Source organism: Variovorax sp. V15, assembly GCF_041154425.1.
GTDB classification, from domain to species: Bacteria; Pseudomonadota; Gammaproteobacteria; order Burkholderiales; family Burkholderiaceae_C; genus Variovorax; species Variovorax guangxiensis.
This window is the reverse complement of sequence record NZ_AP028659.1, coordinates 282,060-301,960: the sequence shown is the minus strand read 5'-3', so window position 1 is coordinate 301,960 and position 19,901 is coordinate 282,060. Positions and strand designations below refer to the sequence as shown.

Sequence of the window (19,901 nt, the reverse complement as noted above, 5' to 3'; positions counted from 1 at the left end):
TTGTCACGATGACATCGATTCTGGTCCGATGGATATTGACGTCAATCTTGATCTATTCTGTCAACATGACCATGAAGAGAAGCACGCCCCTGTGGCTGCCGGCCACCGAGGCGCTGGAGCTGATGCAGGTGCGTCCGCAGACGCTCTACGCGAGCGTGAGCCGCGGCCGCATCCGCGCCAAGCCCGATGCGGCGGATCCGCGCCGCAGCCTCTATCACCGCGACGACGTGCAGCGCGTCGCGGCGCGCGCGCGGGGCAGGCGCAGTGTCGAGACAGTGGCCAGCGAAGCCATCCAGTGGGGCGAGCCGGTGCTGGCCTCTGCCATATCGACGGTGGCCGAAGGGCGGCTGCTGTATCGCGGGCAAGATGCCTGCGTGCTGGCGGAGCAGGCCGCGCTGGAGGATGTGGCGGGGCTGCTGTGGGAAAGCACGCCACCGCGCTTTCCTGCTTCGGCCGCATCCGCTGCTTCAGGCAACGCACCGCTGCAGGCCGGCCTGCTCGCGCTCGCGGCGCGCGCCGCCACCGACCTGCCATCGCGCGGCCGCTCGCGCAGCGTGCTGCAGGCCGAGGCGGCGGGCGCGATCGGCGCGCTGGCCGATGCGATGCTGGGCACCACGCCTGCCGCGCGCGAGATGCCGCTGCACATGCGGCTGGCCACGGCGTGGCGCCGGCCGCGCGCCGCCGACGACCTGCGCCGCGCCCTGGTGCTGCTGGCCGACCACGAACTCAACGCTTCGACCTTCGCCGCGCGCGTGACGGCATCGACCGGCGCGTCGATGGCGGCCTGCCTGCTCACCGGCCTCTCGACGCTGACCGGGCCGCTGCATGGCGGCGCCTCGGCAGCGGTGCAGGCACTGATGCACCGTGCGTCGGACATCGGCGCCGAGGCCGCGGTGCGCGAGTGGCTCGCGCACGACCGGCCGCTGGCGGCCTTCGGCCATCCGCTCTACCCGGGCGGCGACGCGCGCTGCGGCGCCCTGCTCGCGAACATCGAGCTGCCGCCCGCCTTCGAGGAATTGCGTGGCGTCGGCGAGAGACTGCTGGGCGAGGCCGCGAACATCGATTTCGCGCTGGCCGCCCTCGCTGCCGTACACAGGTTGCCGCCGGGCGCGCCGCTCACGCTCTTCGCGCTCTCGCGTACCGTCGGCTGGACCGCGCACGTGCTGGAGCAGCAGGCCACGGGGCAACTGATCCGTCCGCGAGCCCGCTACACGGGGCCGATGCCCGGCGCGGCCGAAGAGATCAGTGAGCCGCGGTTTCCCGCGCGAGCGCGAAGGCCTTCGTCATCTCGCGGTTGAAGGCGGGCAGGTCGTCCGGCTTGCGGCTGGTGACGAGGCTGCGGTCGACCACGACTTCCTCGTCGGTCCACTTCGCGCCGGCGTTCTTCAGATCGGCATGCAGCGAGGGCCACGAGGTCATCTTGCGACCCTTGACGCCGCCGGCATCGATCAGCGTCCAGGGTCCGTGGCAGATCGCCGCGATGGGCTTGCCGGCCTCGACGAAGGCACGCACGAAAGCGACCGCCTTCTCGTCGATGCGCAGCGCGTCCGGATTCACGACGCCGCCGGGCAGCAGCAGTGCGTCGAAGTCGTCGGGCCTCGCATTCGTCAGCGGCACGTCGACGGGGAAGCTGTCCGCCGGGTCGTGATGGTTCCAGCCGCGCACGCGCCCGACGGGCGAGACGATCCGCGTCTGCGCGCCGGCGAGGTCGAGCGCCTTGCGCGGCTCGGTCATCTCGACCTGCTCGAAGCCGTCGGACACGAGGATGGCAACCTTCATTCCGTCCAGCGAGGATGACGATGTGGTGGTATTGGGCATGGGTTGAATCTCCTTCAAAAGCCCTTCACCCTAGGTCCGGCATGCGCCGGCCGCATCGTCCGGCGCCGGCTCCGCCTGTCGGACAGTTCGACGGCCGGCAAACTTCCTTTACGAAGAATGTGCAGCCGCTTGCTGCTACTTGTCGATCCCCGCGAGGCAGACGTACTTCACCTCGAGGAAATCGTCGAGACCGTACTTCGAGCCCTCGCGGCCGAGCCCCGACTGCTTCACGCCGCCGAAGGGCGCTTCGGCCGTGGACACGAGCCCGGTGTTCACGCCCACGATGCCCGACTCCAGTGCCTCGGCCACGCGCATGATGCGGCCGATGTCGCGCGCGTAGAAATACGAGGCCAGGCCGAACTCGGTGTCGTTCGCGGCGGCGATGGCTTCCTCCTCGGTGTCGAAGGCGAAGATCGGTGCGAGCGGCCCGAAGGTTTCTTCGCGCGCGAACAGCATGCCGGCGGTGGCGCCGCCTATCACCGTGGGCTCGAAGAAGAGGCCACCCAGCGCGTGGCGCTTGCCGCCGGTGAGCACCTTGCCGCCCTTGGCCACGGCGTCGGCCACGTGCTCCTCGATCTTCTCGACGGCCTTGGCGTCGATCAGCGGCCCCTGCGTGACGCCGGGCGCGGTGCCGTCGCCCACCTTCATCGCCTCGACCTTCGCCACCAGCTTGCGCGTGAAGTCGTCGAGCACGCCGCGCTGCACGTAGATGCGGTTGGCGCACACGCAGGTCTGGCCGGTGTTGCGGTACTTCGAAACCATCGCGCCCTCGACGGCCGCATCCACATCCGCATCGTCGAACACGATGAAGGGCGCGTTGCCGCCGAGCTCGAGCGAGAGCTTCTTGATGGTGTCGGCCGACTGCTTCATCAGCGTGCGCCCCACTTCGGTCGAGCCCGTGAAGGTGAGCTTGCGCACGACGGGGTTGCGCGTCATCTCGCCGCCGATCTTGCTGGCCGAGCCAGTGAGCACCGACAGCAGGCCCTTGGGCACGCCCGCGCGCTCGGCCAGTTCGGCGAAGGCCAGCGCGGAGAACGGCGTCTGCGTGGCGGGCTTCACCACCATCGCGCAGCCGGCAGCGAGCGCGGGGCCGGCCTTGCGCGTGAGCATGGCGGCGGGAAAGTTCCACGGCGTGATGGCGGCCGTCACGCCCACGGGCTGCTTGAGCGCGAGGATGCGGCGGTCGGCCTGCGGCGCGGGAATGGTGTCTCCGTACACGCGGCGCGCCTCCTCGGCGAACCATTCGATGAACGAGGCTGCGTAGGCGATCTCGCCGTGGCTCTCGGCCATGGGCTTGCCCTGCTCGGTGGTCATGATGAGCGCGAGGTCGTCCACATTGGCCAGCATCAGGTCGTTGAGCCTGCGCAGCACGGCGCAGCGCTCCTTGGCCGGCACCTTCGCCCACGCACGCTGGGCAATCTCGGCGGCGGCGATGGCGCGCGCGGTCTCTTCGGCGCCGCACATCGGCACGGTGCCGATCTGCTGGCCGTTGGCCGGGTTGGTGACGGCCACAGTCTCGCCGCCGTCGGCGTCGGCCCATGCGCCTGCGATGTAGGCCTGCTGGCGCAGCAGGGTCGGGTCTTTGAGCTGGATGGTCTGCATCGGTGGTGGTCTCCTGGTGTCGGGATGGATGAGGGGGCCTGCAGGACGAGAGGACCACGCCGGCGGCATCGCCGCAAGCGGCCCACCGCAAAACCCGTTCGCGAGGCCCGGGTTTGCAAGCCCCGCCATGCACCCCGCCGAGGTGCGCAAGACGGCCTTTGGCTAAGGGCTATTCGCTATAGGTCAGGCCCTGGTCAGCCCTTAAGATCGCGGCGTTTTTATTCCCCCCTTTCGGAGACGACATGAAGAAACTGTTCGCCCTCGCGGCGATTGCCGCCGCGGCCGTCGGTGCACACGCCCAGGACTTCCCCGCGGGCAAGACCGTGACGCTGGTGGTGCCTTTCGCCGCCGGCGGCCCGACCGACCGTGTCGCGCGCGACCTGGCCGAAGCCATGCAGAAGACGCTGGGCACCACCATCGTGGTGGACAACACCGCCGGCGCGGGCAGTTCCATCGGCACCGCCAAGGTGGCGCGCGCCAACCCCGACGGCTATACCCTGCTGCTGAACCACATCGGCATGTCGACGATGCCGGCGCTCTACCGCAAGCTGCCCTTCAACGTCGAGAACGACTTCGAGTACCTGGGCATGGTCAACGAAGTGCCGATGACGCTGATCGGCAAGCCCGGCCTGCCGGCCAACAACTACAAGGAACTGACGACCTGGATCGCGGCCAACAAGGGCAAGATCAACCTCGGCAACGCCGGCCTGGGCGCCGCCTCGCACCTGTGCGGCCTGCTGTTCCAGAGCGCACTGAAGGTCGAGATGACGCCGGTTCCCTACAAGGGCACCGCACCGGCCATCGCCGACCTGCTGGGCGGCCAGATCGACCTGCTGTGCGACCAGACCACCAACACCACGTCGCAGATCGAGGCCAAGAAGGTCAAGGCCTACGCCGTGACCACCAGCAAGCGCCTGACCACCCCCGCGCTGAAGGACCTGCCGACGCTGGACGAGTCGGGCCTCAAGGGCTTCGAAGTGACGATCTGGCACGGCGTGTACGCGCCCAAGGGGACGCCCGCGCCGGTGCTGAAGAAGCTCAACGAAGCCATCAAGGCCGCGATGAAGGACCCCGGCTTCATCAAGCGTGAAGAGGCGCTGGGCGCGGTGATCACCACCGACAAGCGCACCGAGCCGGCGGAACACAAGAAGTTCGTCTCGGCCGAGATCGCGAAGTGGGGGCCGATCATCAAGGCCGCCGGCGTCTACGCCGATTGACCTGGTTCGCCCCCAGGCTGCGCGCACTTCGTGTCGCTACGCCAACCCCCTTCCGGGGGCAACACCTGAGGCCCGGCGAAGCCGGTTCCTCGGTGTTCCTGGAATTGACAAATTGAAGCCGCTGTCCTTTGGGACGGCGGCTTTCTTTTTTGTTGGTGCTGCTGCGTCCTCTACTTCGGGCGGATGGCGTCGGCGGTTCCCTGGATGAAGGCCTTGATGCTCTCGATGTCGTCGTTCGAGAGCTTGCCCGTGAAGTCGGGCATGCCGCGCGACATGGCCGGGCCCTTGAGCACGAACTTGTCGAGGTTCTCGATGTAGGCCGCGTCCATGTAGCCGAGGTTGGGGATGTTGCCGCCGCGGTCCACGCCCGGCACGCCGTGGCAGAACACGCAGTTGCTCACGTAGAGCATGGTGCCGGCCTGGACCTTGGCGGGGTCGTACTTCACGCCCTGCACCAGTTTGTCCATGCGGTACTGCACGAACTCGGGCATCTTGGCGGTACCGCCCACCGCGAAGGTGTAGACCGTGCCCGGCCCCTGCCGCTCGGTGGCGCGCTGCGCGAGGCCGTAGACGCCGCCCCAGCCCACCGCGACCGACACGTACTGCTTGCCGTCGACCATGTAGGTCGATGGCGCGGCAACCACACCGGTGCCGGTGGGCGTTTCCCAGAGCTTCTCGCCGGTCTTCGCGTTGTAGGCCAGCAGGCGGCCATCGGCCGTGCCCTGGAACACGAGGTTGCCGGCGGTGGTGAGGGTGCCGCCGTTCCAGGGCGATGCATAGTCCACGCCCCAGGCTTCCTTCTGCGCCACCGGGTCCCAGGCCACGAGGCGGCCGAAAGGCTTGCTCTTGGGAGGCTCGGCGTTGGCGAACTTGCCCAGGTTCCAGCCCAGGCCCGAATGCGGACGGCCGGGCACGTTCTCGTCGAACTTCCAGTCCTTGTCGTCCATGAGGTTGATCGGCACATGCTGCGCGGGCAGGTAGGCGAAGCCGGTCTGCGGGTTGAACGACATCGGATGCCAGTTGTGCGCGCCGAAGGGCCCGGGGATGCTGTCGCCGGGCTTGGTGGCGTCGCGCGCGGCGGCGATCTCGATGGGGCGGCCGTTCCTGTCGTAGCCGGTGGCCCAGTTGACCTCGACGAAGTTCTTCGCCGAAATGAACTTGCCGTTGGTGCGGTCGATGACGAAGAAGAAGCCGTTCTTCGGCGCATGCAGCAGCACCTTGCGCTGCTTGCCGCCGATCTTCACGTTGGCGAGGATCATCGACTGCGTGGAGGTGTAGTCCCAGTTGTCGCCGGGCGTCTCCTGGTAGTGCCACACGTACTTGCCGGTGTCGGGGTCGAGCGCCACCACCGAGCCCAGGTAGAGGTTGTCGCCGCCCTTGGGGCTGCGCGCCTTGTGCGACCAGGGCGAGCCGTTGCCGGTGCCCACGTACATCAGGTTGAGCTCGGGGTCGAAGGCGAAGCTGTCCCAGGCGGTGCCGCCGCCGCCGGCCTCCCAGTACTTGCCACTGGGGTCCCAGGTCTTGGCGGCGCGCGCCATCGACTCGTCCTCGAAGGGCTTGCCCGGGTCGCCCGGCACCACGAACCAGCGCCACTTCTGGTCGCCCGTCTTCGCGTCGTAGGCGGTGACGAAGCCGCGCACGCCGTATTCGGCCCCGCCGTTGCCGATGATGACCTTGCCCTTGAACACGCGCGGCGCGCCGGTGATGGTGTAGCTGCCCTTCTGGCCCTCGATGGTGTTCTTCTCCCAGACCTTCTGGCCGGTGGCGGCATCGAGCGCGATCAAGCGCCCGTCGTAGGCCGCCACGTAGACCTTGCCCTCGTAGATCGCGACGCCTCTGTTCACCACGTCGCAGCAGCCCCTGAAGCCCTTGGACCTGTCGACCTGCGGATCGAAGGTCCACAGCCGCTGGCCGGTGCGCGTGTCGATGGCGTGCACCACGCTCCAGGAGGCGGTGATGTACATGATGCCGTCCACCACCAGCGGCGTGGCTTCGACGCCGCGCGTGGACTCGAGGTTGTACGACCAGACCAGCCCGAGGTCCTTCACGTTGCCGGCGTTGACCTGGTCGAGCTGGCTGAAGCGCGATTCCGAATAGTCCAGGCCCACGCTGGGCCAGTCCGGCGTCTTCTTCTGCGCGGCGTTGGCGCGGATGAAGCCGCCGTCGACGCGTTTCGTGGCGGCTGCCGCGCGGTCCTGTGCGTTCTGGGCCGTGGCTGCGGTGGTGGCGCCCAGGCACAGCAATGCGCCGGCGAGCACGAGCAGCCCGGAGTGTGTTTTTTTCATCGCAGGTCTCCTTTGTGCGCCAAGAATCGTCGGGACGGGCCGCGCGTTCATCTTCGGGATTTCCCCAGTCCGGCGCTGTTCCATTGCGGAACACATTCGACGCTGGTCCTGAACCGGGAGGCAGCTCACCCATGGCCCTCGACAGAAGCCTTGTCGGAAGAATCGGTACACCCGATGCCCCGCGCCAGCTCTTCGCCAGCACGCCCGCGCAGCGCGTGGCGCTCGCGCGGCGGCAGTTCTTCGAGGAAGGCGTGCGCCCCTCGGGGCTGGTGGGCGAGGCGGTGATCCAGTCGTGGATGCGCTGCAGCCGCACCCACGCCGACCGCCAGCGCATCGTGCCCTTCGATCCGGTCACGCCCAGCCGGCTGCACGCCACGCTCGCGCGCAACCGCCAGCTGCTCGAAGCGGCGCGGCAGGAACTCGGGCAGATGGAGCACGCGCTCGCGGGCACCGACTGCCGCGTGATCCTCACCGACCGCGAGGGCGTGGTGGTGCACGTCACGCAGCATCCCGCCGCCGCGCACCAGCCGGTGCTGCGCAAGACCGCGCGCGTGGGCGTGAACATTGCCGAGCACATCGTCGGCACCACGGCGCCGGGCATCGTGGCGAGCACCGGGCAGGCCTGCACCGTCGACGGCGCCGAGCACTACTTCGACCTGCTGTGCCACATGCAGTGCGCGGCCGCGCCGATACGCGATGTGACAGGGCAGCTCGCCGGCGTGCTCGACCTCACGGTGGAGGCGCGGCGTTTCGGCTTCGACGCGGCGTCGATGGTGTCGCTGTACGCCACCACCATCGAGAACCGGCTGCTGCAGGCGCAGTCGCGCGACCACCTGATCCTGCGCTTCCAGGCCAGCCCCACGCTGCTGGGCACGCCGCTCGAAGCGCTGGCCGGCATCGCGCCCGACGGCACCATCGCCTGGCTCAACAACGCGGGCGCGCGGCTGCTGGGTCGGCTGCCCGAGGCGGCGGACGAGCGCGACGTGGAGTTCCTGCTCGGGCACGATCTTGCGAGCCTGCTGCGCTTGGGCCGACGCGAGGCTGCTCAGCCGTTGCGGCTGGCAAGCGGCCTTGGCGTGTGGGTGCAGGCACAGTTGAAGGGCGGCGCGGATGGCGCGGACTTCCGGCACGCAGTGGCGATGCCGGGCGAGGCTGCCCCACTGGCCATCGAGCGGCACGATGCGATGCCGGCCGCACAGGCCAGCGAGCACGCAGATGGTGACGAGGCCGCGCCGCACGAGCAGACCACGCTGCGCGAGCACAGCCGCAAGCTGATCGAGGAGACGCTCGCCGCGCATGGCGGCAACGTGTCGCAGGCGGCGCGGCAGCTGCGCGTGTCGCGCGGCACGCTCTACCGGCGGCTGCGGGGCTGGCGCGACGAAGCCGCGGCCGTGGCCGACGCACGCGACTGAAGGCCGTTCAGCGCCTGGGCAGCGCGTAGGCGATCACATGGTCGCCGGTGCGCGTGCCCAGCGAGCCATGGCCGCCGGCCACCACCAGCAGGTACTGGCGCCCGTCGGTGCCGCGGTAGGTCATCGGCGTGGCCTGACCACCGGCCGGCAAGCGGCTGCGCCAGAGCTCCTTGCCGTCGTTCACGTCGTAGCCGCGCACGAACTGGTCGAGCGTTCCCGAGAGAAAGGCCACGCCGCCGGCCGTCAGGATGGGGCCGCCGAGGTTGGGCACGCCCATCGCGAAGGGCAGCGGCAGCGGCGAGCTGTCGCGCACCGTGCCGTTCTTGTGCATCCAGGCGACCCGGCCGGTGCGCAGGTCGGCCGCGGCGACGTAGCCCCAGGGCGGCGCCTGGCACGGCAGGCCGAGCACCGAGGTGAAGGCGCTGAGCTTCACCGCGAAGGGCGCACCGAAGTTCTCGTTGAGCGCGGGCAGGCTGTCGTTGGGGCGCTGCTTGCCCTGCACGTAGAGCGAGGTGTCGTCCGCACGCGGCACGAGCCTGGAGACGAAGGCCAGCGACGCGGGCGTGGCGAAGACGATCTGCCTGCGCGGATCGACCGCCACGCCGCCCCAGTTGAAGACGCCGAAGTTGCCCGGATGGATCAGCGAGCCCTGCGTCGACGGCGGTGTGAACCGGCCCTCGTAGCGCAGCCGGTGGAAGGCGATGCGGCAGGCCAGCTGGTCGAAGATGGTCGCGCCCCACATGTCCGACGGCTTGAGCGCGGGCGGATCGAAGGACAGGGCCGATGACGGCTGCGTCGGCGCGGTGGCGTCACCCGCAGCGGCGCCCTGCGGCGCGGCGCGCTCGTTCACCGGAAGGATCGGCTTGCCGTTGCGGCGGTCGAGCACGAAGAGCTCGCCCTGCTTGGTCGGCTGCACCAGCGCGGGCACGGTCTCGCTGCCCGCGCGCAGGTCGACCAGGCTAGGCTGCGCGGGCACGTCGTAGTCCCACAGGTCGTGGTGCACCGTCTGGAAGCTCCAGCGCACGCGGCCGCTGGCCAGGTCGAGCGCCACCACCGCCGACGAATACTTCTTCGCGCCTTCGCTGCGCGCGCCGCCCCACTGGTCGGGCGGCTGGTTGCCCATGGGCACGTAGACCAGGCCCAGCGCCTCGTCCACGCTGGAGATCGACCAGCTGTTGGGCGAGTTGGCGGTGTAGGTGCGGTCGGCCGCGATGGGGGCGGTGTCCTCGGGGTTGCCGGAGTCCCAGTTCCACACCAGCGCGCCGGTGTTCGCGTCGAAGGCGCGGATCACGCCGGAGGTTTCCTTCGTCGAGACGTTGTCCAGCACGGTACCGCCCACGATGAGGAGCGAGCGCGTCACGACCGGAGGCGAGGTCGAGTAGTAGGAGCCTGCCTTCACGTTCGGCATGTTCTTCCAGAGATCGATCTGGCCAGCGCCGCCGCCGAAGGCCGGGCAGGGCTGGCCGCTGGCGGGATCGAGCGCGATGACGCGGCCATCGGCTGTGGGCATGAACAGCTTCGCGTCGCAGGCGGCCGGCGACCCGGATGCGGACGCGGATGCGGGCGTGGATCCGGCAGATGGCGCCGCCGCAGCACCCGGGTAGTACGAGAGCCCCCGGCAGGTCAGGTGCTGCAGCGCGAGCGGCCGCGCGATCTGGGGCGTGTAGCGCCAGACCTGCTGGCCGGTGGTGGCGTCGAGCGCGATCACCGACTGGTGCGGCGTGCACAGGAACAGCCTGCCACCGATCTTCAGGGGCGTGACCTCGAAGGTCGTCTCCTCGGGGTCGCCCGGCTGGCCTCGCACGTCGCCGGTACGGAAGTGCCAGGCCTCCTCGAGCTGGCTCACGTTCTGCGGCGTGATCTGGTCGAGCGCCGAGTAGCGCTGGCCGAAGCCGGTGCCGCCGTAGGCCGTCCACTCGTCCGTCGCGGCCGTGGGGCCCGCGGGCGCGCTCGCCGTGGCGGCCGTGGCATCGGCCGGGGGCGAGATGCCTTCGATGCGGCGGGGATCGCGCATCCACGAGAACACCGCCGCCACCAGGAAGGCCACGAGCACCACGCCGAGCACGGCGCGCGCGCTTCCAACGCCCGCGGCATTGCGCAGGGCGAGCGCACGCGCCACCCACGGCGTGAGCAGCAGCAGGCCGATCACGAAGAACACGTCGCCGCGCGCGGCCATCGGCCACCAGTCGAGCCCCACCTCCCACAGTGCCCAGGCCAGCGTGAGCAGGACCACCGCCGCGTACACCATCAACCCGGCACCGCCGCCGCGCCGCAACAGCAGCGCCGCCGCCGCCAGGCCCAGTCCCGCGACGAGGTAGTACCACGAGCCGCCGAGCGCGATCAGCCATGCACCGGCCACGGCGAGCGCCACGCCTGCAAGCCCGATCAGCACGGCCATCGCGGCCAGCAACACGGAAGCGGAACGGGCGGGCTCGGCGGACGGGCGCGGATTCATGGCGGGAACTCCAGGGACGGAGTCCGAACGCTAGACCGCTGCGGGCAGCCCGTGCGTAGGCCGAAGGCTCAGGTGGCGGCGAGAACCTGCGCGGCGCGCGCCCTGCGTGCCTTCGCATCGGGCTGCAGCGGCCTTAAGTATTCGTGCAGCGCGAGCGCCGCCGCGCCCACCGCGGGCGCCAGCTCGCCGTAGCGCGCTGTGCGCAGGTCCGGTGCCGGCATGCCGGCGTCGTCCGCGTGCCGCTTCATGCATTCGAAGGCAGCCTGCGCGAAGCCCTTGTGGTCGGCGCAGGCCTTGCCGCCGAGCACGATGGCGCGCGGATTGAAGGTGACCCACAGGTTCTGCAGCAGCACGCCGAAGAATGCGGCGGCGCGCGGCAGATCGGCGCCTTCGCGCTCCAGCACGCGCGAGCCGAAGAAGGCCTCGGCGCAGCCACGACGGCCGCACGAGCACAGCGGCCCGTCGAGCTGGAGGATGGTGTGGCCGATCTCGCCGGCCATGCCCTGCGCGCCGGTGAAGAGCCGGTCGTTGAGCACCACGCCCGCGCCAACGCCCACGTCGCAGTTGACGAAGATCAGCGGGTCTTCGCCCTCCTGGCCGACGCTGGAGGCGAACTCGTATTCGCCCAGCGCGGCGGCATCGGCGTCGTTCTGCAGCTGCACCGTCACCCCGGGTAGCCCGACGGCGGCGAAGGCTTTCTCGAGCGCCGGCAGCAGGCTCACGTTGCGCCAGCCGAGGTTGGGCGCGAAGCGGACGACGCCGGTGCAGTCGTCCACCGCGCCGGGCACGCACACGCCGATGCTCGACAGCTGCAGGCCGAGCTGCTGCAGCTTCGCGTGCGCGGCCGCTGCCATGCGCGCGACCTGCGCGCACACGCCGGCGGGCGAACCGTCGGTCAGGTCGTGGCTCTGCGAATGCAGCACCTCGCCCTGCAGCGACATGCACACGAGGCGCACGGTCTCCACGGCGATCTCCACGCCCATGAGCGCGCGCACGCCCACGTCGATCTGCAGCGGCGTGGAGGGGCGGCCGAGCCCGTCGGCCACGGTCGCGCCGGCCTCGCTGAGCCAGCCCTCGTCGATCAGCTCGCGCACCAGCAGGCTCACGGTCGACTTGGTGAGGCCGCTCTCGCCGGCCAGCCGTGCGCGCGAAAGGCCGGGCTGCGCGCGCAGCAGCCGCAGCAGCACGCTGCGGTTCATGCGCTTCACCAGTTGCAGGTCGGCCGTGGTGGTCACGTCGGGTCTGTCTCCGTCTACCTGTGCGTCAGGCGGGTGCCGCCGCGGTATCGGCGTGATGGGCCTGCTCCTTGCCCTCGGGCCGCTTGCCGGCAATGATCATCCCGAGCACCTCGTCCTCGGTCACGTCGGCGGTGCGGTAGGTGCCCACGAGCCTGCCGTTCTTCATCACCGCGAGGCGGTCGCTCAGCGAGAACACGTCGGGCATGTCATGCGTGATGAGGAAGATGCCCACGCCGTCGGCCTTGAGCTGCTTCACCAGGCCGCCGACCATCGCCGTTTCTTCGGGGCCCAGCGCGGCGCAGGGCTCGTCCATGATGAGGATGCGCGCATTGAAGTACAGCGCGCGCGAGATCGCCACCACCTGCCGCTGCCCGCCCGAGAGCCGGCGCACCGGCACGCGGATATTGGTGAAGTTCCTGTTCAGGCGCTGGAACACCTTGCGCGCCTGCACCTCCATGAAGTGGTCGTCGAGCGTGTTCCACGGCGTCATCTTCTCGCGGCCGAGGAAGAGATTGGCCACCGAGTCGAGGTTGTCGGCGAGCGCGAGCGTCTGGTAGATGGTCTCGATGCCCTGCGCCTGCGCCTCGGCCGGCGTGCGGATGTTGACCTTCTCGCCCGCGATCAGCGTGTCTCCCGAGTCGATGGGGTAGGCACCCGCGAGCATTTTCATCAGCGTGGACTTGCCCGCGCCGTTGTGGCCCAGCAGCGCGACCACCTCGCCGGGGTAGAGGTTCACGCTCACGCCGTCCACGGCCTTCACGCCGCCGAAGGCCTTGCGGATCTCGCGCAGTTCGACGAGGGGTCTGGAGGTGTCGATATCTGCCATTTCAGTTTTCCCCAAACTTGCGGCGGTAGAGCACATCGAACACCACCGCCACGATCAGCACCTGGCCGATGATGACCATGCGCTTGCCGATGGGCACGTCCAGCAGCAGCATGCCGCTGTCGAGCGACTGCATGATGAGCGCGCCCAGCACCGAGCCGAAGATCGAGCCGCTGCCGCCCGCGAGCGCGGTGCCGCCGATGACGGCCGCGGCGATCACGTACAGCTCCATGCCCGTGCCCAGCGAATTGGTGCCGGCGTTCAGGCGCGCGATCGACACGATGGCCGCGACGGTGACCAGCACCGCCAGCAGCGCGAACAGCATCAGCGTGACGCGCTTGACCGGAATGCCCACCAGCGCCGCGGCGTCGGGGTTGCCGCCCATCGCGAACACGTAGCGCCCGAAGCGCGTGCGGTGCACGATGAACGACAGCACGATGGCCACCACCGCCCAGATCAGCACCGGGATCGGAATGCCCTGCGGCTCGTTCTTGGACGAGATCTGGTAGCTGTTCATCACCCAGGCGAAGCCGAACACCACCGCCACCGGCACGGCCGTGATGAGCACGTCCAGCCACAGCGCCTCGGTGGGCATGTCGTAGCGCTGGCGCGCGCGGCGCTTCTGCACCATGCGCGCGAACAGCACCACCGCCACGAACGCCGCGAGCACCCAGCTCGCGGTGACGCCGATGCCGCCGTCGTAGCCGCCGCCCAGGCGCTGGAAGAATTCGTCGTTCACCGGCTGCGTCTTGCCGTCGGCCACCAGGAAGGCCGCGCCGCGGAAGGACATGAGGCCGCCCAGCGTGACCACGAAGGAAGGCACGCCCAGCACCGCGGTGAGCCAGCCCTGGTAGATGGACACCAAGAGCGCCACCGCGAGCCCCGCGAGGCAGGCCGTGGGCCACGACCAGCCCGAGGTGTATTGCAGGTAGGCGATGAGAACACCGACGAAGCCCATCACCGAGCCCACCGACAGGTCGATGTGCCGCGCCACGATGATCAGCACCATCACGGTGGACACGATGCCCACCACCGCCGTCTGCTGCGCGACGTTGTAGAGGTTCTCGGGCGAGAGGAACACGCCGCCGGACATGACGCTGAACGCCACGGCCATGATGACCAGCAGCACGCACATCAGGATGAGCCGCAGGTCGACGCCGGTGCGGCGCCACCAGCCCGGTGTTGATGACGATGGGTTGCTCATGTTTCGGATCCTTTTTCTGGACTGCGCGGACTACGAAGAGATGCGCAGGCCCTGCCGGCCGGGCCCGTGGGCGCCGGCAGCTGGTGCGTTGCATGGGAAAGGGAAAAAAGCCGGCGCGCTTTCCGCGGATGGCGCCGGCGCGTCGCTCGGCTGTCGTGCGGCGTTACTTGCAGGCCGCGGGCGCGCTCGCGCCCGACACGCCCTTGCAGAGCTCGTCCTTCTTGATCCAGTCGGCCTTGACCACGAGGTCGAGGTTGTCGCGCGTCACCGCCACCGGCGTCAGCAGGCGCGACTGCAGTGCGACCTTCTTCGGGCCCGAGTTCCACGGCGCGGCCTTGTCGACAGGCTTGCCCTGCGACAGCGCGATGGCCGCTGCGGCGGCTTCGCGGCCGAGCTCGCGCGAGTCCTTGAAGATGGTGGCGGTCTGCGTGCCCAGCGCGATGCGGTTGAGCGCCGCGAAGTCGGCGTCCTGGCCCGACACCGGAATGCCGCGGATGCCCTTGGCCGTGAGCGCCGCCACCGCGCCGCCGGCCGTGCCGTCGTTGGCGGCCACCACGGCGTCCACCTTGTTGCCGTTCTTGGTGAGGATCTGCTCCATGTTCTTCTGCGCGACCTCGGGCTTCCAGCCTTCGGTGTATTCGTCGCCGACGATCTTGATGTCGCCCTTCTTGATGGCGGCATCCAGCACTTCCTGCTGGCCCGCGCGCAGGAAGTCGGCGTTCGGATCGCTGGGCGAGCCCTTGATGATCACGTAGTTGCCCTTGGGCTTGACCTTGAAGACCTCGCGCGCCTCCATGCGGCCGACCTCGACGTTGTCGAAGGTGATGTAGAAGACGCCCGGCGCCTCGATGAGGCGGTCGTAGGCGATCACGGGCACCTTCTGGCGCGTGGCCTTGGTGACTGCCGGCAGGATGGCGTCCTTGTCCATCGCCAGCACGATGAGCGCCTTCGCGCCCTTCGACATCAGGCCCTCGATGTCGCCCAGCTGCTTCTCGGGCGAGCCGCCCGCATCGGCGCTGATGTACTTGGCGCCGAGCTTCTCCAGCTCTGCCTTGATGGCGGCCTCGTCGGTCTTCCAGCGCTCTTCCTGGAAGTTGGACCAGCTCACGCCGACCACGGTCTGCGCCATCGCGCCCACGGCCGTGGAACCGAGTGCCGTGGCGAAGGCCATGGCGGCCAGGGTTTGTTTCAGTCGCATCGATGTCTCTCCTGAGTTGAGTCGCCCGCAGGCGCCAGCCGTGTAAGAAATTAGTTAGTTTGAAGGGCGAACTAACTATCCCATCGAGGTGCGATCGTGGGCATCCGGGAATTCCCGGAGCGGCTTGCAAGGGTTTGTTCGTTCAGCCGATGCGCCAGGCCTGCGTCCACACGGCGATGCCGTCGAGCAGCTCGTCGAGCGCCTCGGCATCGGTGCGGCCGCTGCGCCGCAGGACGCTGAAGGAGTGGTCGGCGCCGTCTATCTCGAGCACGCTGGCCATCGGGCCGAGCGAACGGGTGGTTTCGTCGAACTCGCGCGGTTCGGCCAGCGTGTCGCGCGGGCCGTGCGCGAAGAGCATGGGCACGTCGACATCGTGCAGATGTTCCGCGCGCGTGGTCGATGGCGCGCCCGAAGGATGCAGCGGAAAGCCGAGGAAGATCAGCCCCTTCACGCCCGGCAGCGGCTCCAGCGCCTGGGCCTGCGAGGTCATGCGGCCGCCAAAAGATTTGCCGCCAGCGAAGAGGCGCAGTCCGCCGAAGTGCGCAGCCGCGCAATCGACCGCCGCGCGCACAGTGGCATGCGCGAGGGCCGGCGCGTCGGTGCGCTTGCTGCCTCGCTCCATGTAGGGAAACTGGTAGCGCAGCGTGGCGATGCGCCGCTGCGCGAGCCCGGCGGCCGTCGCTTCCATGAACGGATGCGTCATGCCGGCACCGGCGCCATGCGCCAGCACATAGCAGGCCTCGGGCGAAGGCGGCGACACCGCGAGCGCGGACACGGCGACCTCATCGGTCACCTCGATGCGCAGTTGCCGTGTGGTCGTGGCCGTCGCCGCGGAGGTCGTCAATCGATGAGCTGTGTCTTGATGGCGTAGTAGGTCAGGTCGCTGTTGGTGGAAAGGTTCATCTTCTCCATCAGCCGCGTGCGGTAAGTACTGATGGTCTTCACCGAGAGCGACAGCGCCTCGCCGATGGCGCCCACCGATTCTCCCTTGGCCAGCTTCAGGAACACCTGGAATTCGCGCTCCGACAGGTGCTCGTGCGGCGGCGCGTTGTCCTTGCGCTCCAGCTGGCCCGCGAGCAGCTCGGCCACCGAGGGCGAGATGTAGCGCCGGCCCAGCGCGATCGTGCGGATGGCCTTGGCGATCTCCTCGGGCTCGCATTCCTTGTTGAGGTAGCCGGATGCGCCCTGGCGGATGAGGTTCACCGCGTAGTGCTCCTCGGGATAGCCGCTGAGGATGAGCACGCCGAGGTCGGGCGCCTTGGCGCGCACCATCGCGAGCGCGTCGATGCCGCTCTGGCCGGGCATGGAAAGGTCCATCACCAGCACGTCGAGATCGGCCGTGCGCACCAGGTCGATGGCCTCCCGGCCGGTGCCGGCCTCGCCGACCACGCGGAAGTCGACGAAAGTGGAGAAGAACGACTTCAGGCCTGTGCGGACGACCGCGTGGTCGTCGACGATGCCGATCTTGATCATGGTGATGTGCCTCCTGCGCTGTGTTGGGTGGATGGCCGCGAGCCGGCACGCGGGCCGGCAGACGGAATGAGTAGGTGAAGATGCCACAGGCCCTTGCGCCGCGGGGCCTCGCCAGGCGGGTCGGGCATTTGTCCTGCACGCGTTCGCAGAAACGTCCCGCAACGATGTAGGAGGGCAGGCAGGTGCCCGCTGCGCCGAGGGATGCGAAGGCTTGCTCACTCCTCTGGATTTCTTGCCCGATCCTTCGGGGACACGACTCTTTTGTGGATGACGAAGCGCCCCGCGGGTAGAGTCCTGCGCAAAGTCTCGAAGCAAGCAAGATGGCCCCCAGACAGGACGCGGACGAGGACGCCGCAGCGCGGTGCAGGGCGCTGCAGCAGGCGATGGCGCGGATCATCGATGCCCGCACGCCGCTGCCGGGCGACTACGACACGCCCATCGCCAACCTCGGCTTCTTCAGGCGCGAATCTCCCGCGCCACCGGCCGTCTGCATGGTCGAGCCGAGCATCGTGCTCGTCGCGCAGGGCGCCAAGCAGATGTGGGTGGGCGGCGAGGCCTATCCGTACGACACATCGCGGTTCCTCATCACCTCGCTGGACATGCCCGCCAATTCCGAAGTGAAGACGGCGAGCCCGCGGCAGCCCTGCCTGGGCCTGATGCTCAAGCTCGACGTGCGCGTGCTGGCCGAGCTCATCGCGCAGGGCGGCCTGCCGCCGCATCGCGAGCGGCCCATCGGCATCGGCGTGGGACTCGGCGAGGCGACGCCTGCGCTGCTGGCGCCGATCGCCCGGCTGGTGGAACTGCTGGACGAGCCCGAGGCCATTCCCGTTCTCGCGCCGATGATCCATCGCGAGATCCACTACCGGCTGCTGATGAGCGACCAGGCCGCGAGGCTGCGGCAGATCGCCTCGGTCGACGGGCAGGGCCACCGGATCGCCAGGGCCATCGACTGGCTGAAGCAGAACTACGCCTCGCCCTTTCGCATCGACGAGCTCGCGGCCCGCGTGCAGATGAGCGCGCCGACCTTCCACCATCACTTCCGCCAGCTGACGGCGATGAGTCCGCTGCAGTACCAGAAGTGGCTGCGGCTGAACGAGGCGAAGCGGCTGATGCTCAACGAGCACTTCGATGCGGCGAGCGCGGCCTTCCAGGTCGGCTACGAAAGCCCGTCGCAGTTCAGCCGCGAGTACAGCCGTCTGTTCGGCGCACCGCCCAGGCGGGACATCGAAGTGCTGCGCGGCGGTGCGCGCGCGGGTGGCAGGGGAATCGACGCAGCGGGAGCCGGGCAAGGCCAGGCCAGCGGGGCCTGAGGCAAGGCCCGTTGCCGCCGCGCCTCATCGGATCGGGCAAGAAATGAAGAGGATTGCGCTATCGATCCTCGCGCGGCTTCAGAAGAATGGGAATCGGCCGGTCTGCCCCCGCGGCTTCCCAAGGTGAGAACCATTTTCGGAAGCGGGGGAGCCCCACGGGCCGCGGGCAGGGATCAACAGCAGCCGTTTTCCTACCGCCACCGCCCATGGCACGCGCTATCAGCAGTACTCGCCATCCCCACGAACCTCGAACAGCAGGAGCTGACATGGACAGTCCCACGACACAACTGATCTCGCGGCGCGACGCGCTCATCGTCGGCGCCGCGACCGCCGCGGCGGTCTCGGCATCCACCGCGCCGCCCGCGTCGGCGCAGACCGCGGCCCCGGCAGCGGCCGCGGGCGGCTCGCGCATGAAGCTGACGCTGAACGTCAACGGCACGGCGCAGGCGCTCGACCTGGACACGCGCACCACCCTGCTCGACGCACTGCGCGAGCACCTGCACCTGACGGGCACCAAGAAGGGCTGCGACCACGGCCAGTGCGGCGCCTGCACGGTCATCGTCGACGGAAGGCGGATCAACTCCTGCCTGACGCTCGCCGTGATGCACGAGGGCGCGCAGGTCACGACCATCGAAGGGCTGGGCACGCCGCAAGGCATGCATCCGCTGCAGGCCGCCTTCGTCAGGCACGACGGCTACCAGTGCGGCTACTGCACGCCCGGCCAGATCTGCTCGGCGGTCGGGGTGATCGACGAGGTCAAGCGCGGCGTGCCGAGCCACGTGAGCGCCGACCTCACGGCGCGCCCCATTCTCTCGGCGGAGGAGTTGCGCGAGCGCATGAGCGGCAACATCTGCCGCTGCGGCGCCTACTCCAACATCGTCGATGCCATCACGGAAGTGGCGGGGAGCAAAGCATGAAGGCTTTCACCTACGAGCGCGCCGCGACCCCGGCGCAGGCGGCGTCCGCCGTCGCGGGCAGGCCCGGCGCGAAGTTCATCGCCGGCGGCACCAACCTGCTCGACCTCATGAAGCTGCAGATCGAGGCGCCGGTGCACCTGGTCGACGTGAACGGCCTGGCGCTGGACCGCATCGAGCCGACGCCCGAGGGTGGCCTGCGCATCGGCGCCCTGGTGCGCAACACCGACCTGGCGGCCGACGAGCGCGTGCGACGCGACTACGGCGTGCTCTCCCGCGCGCTGCTGGCCGGCGCATCGGGCCAGCTGCGCAACAAGGCGACCACCGCGGGCAACCTGCTGCAGCGCACGCGCTGCCCCTACTTCTACGACACCGACCAGCCCTGCAACAAGCGCCGCCCCGGCAGCGGCTGCGGCGCCATCGGCGGCGTGACGCGGCAGCTCGCGGTGATCGGGGGCAGCAAGTCCTGCATCGCGACGAATCCGGGCGACATGGCCGTGGCGATGCGCGTGCTGGATGCGTCCGTCGAGACCGTGCGGCCCGACGGACGCACCCGCGTGATTCCGATCGCCGACTTCCATCGCCTGCCAGGCGACACGCCGCACGTCGAGACGACGCTGGAGCGCGACGAGCTCATCACCGGCGTCACGCTGCCCAGGCCCGTGGGCGGCACGCACGTCTACCGCAAGATCCGCGATCGCGCCTCCTATGCCTTCGCGCTGGTGTCGGTCGCGGCCATCGTGCAGCGCGACGGCTCCGGCCGGGTGGCGCTCGGCGGTGTCGCGCACAAGCCGTGGCGCGTGGAGGCTGCAGAGACCGCCATGCCGCAAGGCGCCAGGGCCGTGACCGCGCGGCTGCTCGCCGACGCGCAGCCCACCCACGAGAACGCGTTCAAGCTGCAGCTCGCCGAGCGCGCGCTGGCCGCCGCCATCACGCAAGCGAGGAGCTGACC

At 69.4% G+C, this 19,901-nt stretch carries 16 protein-coding genes; 6 read left to right on the top strand and 10 right to left on the bottom strand.

Annotated elements, in window-relative coordinates:
- The first annotated feature begins 65 nt into the window (after positions 1 to 65).
- A complete protein-coding gene (locus ACAM57_RS01445) occupies positions 66 to 1,298 on the top strand; it encodes a citrate synthase (protein WP_369660467.1) in 1,233 nt (410 codons plus the stop codon).
- Here ACAM57_RS01445 and ACAM57_RS01440 read toward each other — a convergent pair.
- Together ACAM57_RS01440 and ACAM57_RS01435 are read right to left on the bottom strand one after the other, a co-directional pair.
- Positions 1,243 to 1,818: a type 1 glutamine amidotransferase domain-containing protein gene (locus tag ACAM57_RS01440; RefSeq protein ID WP_369660466.1), complete on the bottom strand. Its 576-nt coding sequence runs from the start codon at positions 1,816 to 1,818 to the stop codon at positions 1,243 to 1,245. The genes ACAM57_RS01445 and ACAM57_RS01440 overlap by 56 nt on opposite strands.
- Positions 1,819 to 1,953: 135 nt before the next feature.
- Positions 1,954 to 3,420, bottom strand: coding sequence for an NAD-dependent succinate-semialdehyde dehydrogenase (locus ACAM57_RS01435; RefSeq protein WP_369660465.1), 1,467 nt, complete (start codon positions 3,418 to 3,420; stop codon positions 1,954 to 1,956).
- Positions 3,421 to 3,662: 242 nt separating this feature from the next.
- Between ACAM57_RS01435 and ACAM57_RS01430 the strand changes: the two genes are divergently transcribed.
- On the top strand, positions 3,663 to 4,637 hold the full coding sequence (locus ACAM57_RS01430) for a tripartite tricarboxylate transporter substrate-binding protein (RefSeq protein ID WP_369660464.1): 975 nt from the start codon (positions 3,663 to 3,665) through the stop codon (positions 4,635 to 4,637).
- A 170-nt stretch (positions 4,638 to 4,807) separates the two neighbouring features.
- On the opposite strand, the gene ACAM57_RS01425 is transcribed toward ACAM57_RS01430, so the two are convergent.
- Positions 4,808 to 6,922 carry a PQQ-dependent dehydrogenase, methanol/ethanol family gene (locus ACAM57_RS01425; RefSeq protein ID WP_369660463.1) on the bottom strand — a complete coding sequence of 705 codons (2,115 nt, stop codon included), beginning with the start codon at positions 6,920 to 6,922 and terminating at the stop codon, positions 4,808 to 4,810.
- A gap of 131 nt (positions 6,923 to 7,053) precedes the next feature.
- Between ACAM57_RS01425 and ACAM57_RS01420 the strand changes: the two genes are divergently transcribed.
- Positions 7,054 to 8,334, top strand: a complete 1,281-nt coding sequence (locus ACAM57_RS01420; protein ID WP_184639585.1) for a helix-turn-helix domain-containing protein — start codon at positions 7,054 to 7,056, stop codon at positions 8,332 to 8,334.
- Positions 8,335 to 8,341: 7 nt separating this feature from the next.
- Here the strand turns inward: ACAM57_RS01420 and ACAM57_RS01415 are convergent, their stop codons facing one another.
- The 7 genes from ACAM57_RS01415 to ACAM57_RS01385 form a co-directional block, all read right to left on the bottom strand.
- The gene (locus ACAM57_RS01415; protein WP_369660462.1) at positions 8,342 to 10,789 is read right to left on the bottom strand and encodes a membrane-bound PQQ-dependent dehydrogenase, glucose/quinate/shikimate family; all 2,448 of its coding nucleotides are present in this window, start codon (positions 10,787 to 10,789) and stop codon (positions 8,342 to 8,344) included.
- Between the two features lie 68 nt (positions 10,790 to 10,857).
- A complete protein-coding gene (locus ACAM57_RS01410) occupies positions 10,858 to 12,024 on the bottom strand; it encodes an ROK family transcriptional regulator (RefSeq protein ID WP_184639581.1) in 1,167 nt (388 codons plus the stop codon).
- 28 nt (positions 12,025 to 12,052) lie between these two features.
- On the bottom strand, positions 12,053 to 12,853 hold the full coding sequence (locus ACAM57_RS01405; RefSeq protein ID WP_184639579.1) for an ATP-binding cassette domain-containing protein: 801 nt from the start codon (positions 12,851 to 12,853) through the stop codon (positions 12,053 to 12,055).
- 1 nt (position 12,854) lies between these two features.
- Positions 12,855 to 14,054, bottom strand: a complete 1,200-nt coding sequence (locus ACAM57_RS01400; protein ID WP_126021227.1) for a sugar ABC transporter permease — start codon at positions 14,052 to 14,054, stop codon at positions 12,855 to 12,857.
- A 163-nt stretch (positions 14,055 to 14,217) separates the two neighbouring features.
- Entirely contained in the window at positions 14,218 to 15,252 is a 1,035-nt protein-coding gene (xylF, locus tag ACAM57_RS01395; protein WP_369660461.1) for a D-xylose ABC transporter substrate-binding protein, read from the bottom strand.
- Between the two features lie 142 nt (positions 15,253 to 15,394).
- The gene (locus tag ACAM57_RS01390) at positions 15,395 to 16,096 is read right to left on the bottom strand and encodes an alpha/beta family hydrolase (protein WP_369660460.1); all 702 of its coding nucleotides are present in this window, start codon (positions 16,094 to 16,096) and stop codon (positions 15,395 to 15,397) included.
- Positions 16,093 to 16,725: a response regulator transcription factor gene (locus ACAM57_RS01385; RefSeq protein ID WP_126021223.1), complete on the bottom strand. Its 633-nt coding sequence runs from the start codon at positions 16,723 to 16,725 to the stop codon at positions 16,093 to 16,095. The genes ACAM57_RS01390 and ACAM57_RS01385 overlap by 4 nt, the downstream gene beginning before the upstream one ends.
- A 320-nt stretch (positions 16,726 to 17,045) precedes the next feature.
- Between ACAM57_RS01385 and ACAM57_RS01380 the strand changes: the two genes are divergently transcribed.
- From ACAM57_RS01380 to ACAM57_RS01370, 3 genes are all read left to right on the top strand, one after another.
- The gene (locus tag ACAM57_RS01380) at positions 17,046 to 18,035 is read left to right on the top strand and encodes an AraC family transcriptional regulator N-terminal domain-containing protein (RefSeq protein ID WP_369660459.1); all 990 of its coding nucleotides are present in this window, start codon (positions 17,046 to 17,048) and stop codon (positions 18,033 to 18,035) included.
- A 266-nt stretch (positions 18,036 to 18,301) separates the two neighbouring features.
- A complete protein-coding gene (gene paoA / locus ACAM57_RS01375; protein ID WP_369660458.1) occupies positions 18,302 to 18,952 on the top strand; it encodes an aldehyde dehydrogenase iron-sulfur subunit PaoA in 651 nt (216 codons plus the stop codon).
- Positions 18,949 to 19,899, top strand: coding sequence for a xanthine dehydrogenase family protein subunit M (locus ACAM57_RS01370; RefSeq protein ID WP_369660457.1), 951 nt, complete (start codon positions 18,949 to 18,951; stop codon positions 19,897 to 19,899). Before paoA ends, ACAM57_RS01370 begins: the two co-directional genes overlap by 4 nt.
- Positions 19,900 to 19,901: the final 2 nt, after the last annotated feature.

Bases quoted from the DNA above. Each gene is read 5' to 3' on its own strand.
- ACAM57_RS01415 (WP_369660462.1), bottom strand. From the start codon at position 10,789: ATGAATCCGCGCCCGTCCGCCGAGCCCGCCCGTTCCGCTTCCGTGTTG.
- ACAM57_RS01425 (WP_369660463.1), bottom strand. From the start codon at position 6,922: ATGAAAAAAACACACTCCGGGCTGCTCGTGCTCGCCGGCGCATTGCTG.
- ACAM57_RS01440 (WP_369660466.1), bottom strand. From the start codon at position 1,818: ATGCCCAATACCACCACATCGTCATCCTCGCTGGACGGAATGAAGGTT.
- ACAM57_RS01380 (WP_369660459.1), top strand. From the start codon at position 17,046: ATGGCCCCCAGACAGGACGCGGACGAGGACGCCGCAGCGCGGTGCAGG.
- ACAM57_RS01435 (WP_369660465.1), bottom strand. From the start codon at position 3,420: ATGCAGACCATCCAGCTCAAAGACCCGACCCTGCTGCGCCAGCAGGCC.
- ACAM57_RS01420 (WP_184639585.1), top strand. From the start codon at position 7,054: ATGGCCCTCGACAGAAGCCTTGTCGGAAGAATCGGTACACCCGATGCC.
- ACAM57_RS01445 (WP_369660467.1), top strand. From the start codon at position 66: ATGACCATGAAGAGAAGCACGCCCCTGTGGCTGCCGGCCACCGAGGCG.
- ACAM57_RS01400 (WP_126021227.1), bottom strand. From the start codon at position 14,054: ATGAGCAACCCATCGTCATCAACACCGGGCTGGTGGCGCCGCACCGGC.
- ACAM57_RS01430 (WP_369660464.1), top strand. From the start codon at position 3,663: ATGAAGAAACTGTTCGCCCTCGCGGCGATTGCCGCCGCGGCCGTCGGT.
- ACAM57_RS01405 (WP_184639579.1), bottom strand. From the start codon at position 12,853: ATGGCAGATATCGACACCTCCAGACCCCTCGTCGAACTGCGCGAGATC.
- ACAM57_RS01385 (WP_126021223.1), bottom strand. From the start codon at position 16,725: ATGATCAAGATCGGCATCGTCGACGACCACGCGGTCGTCCGCACAGGC.
- xylF (WP_369660461.1), bottom strand. From the start codon at position 15,252: ATGCGACTGAAACAAACCCTGGCCGCCATGGCCTTCGCCACGGCACTC.
- ACAM57_RS01370 (WP_369660457.1), top strand. From the start codon at position 18,949: ATGAAGGCTTTCACCTACGAGCGCGCCGCGACCCCGGCGCAGGCGGCG.
- paoA (WP_369660458.1), top strand. From the start codon at position 18,302: ATGGACAGTCCCACGACACAACTGATCTCGCGGCGCGACGCGCTCATC.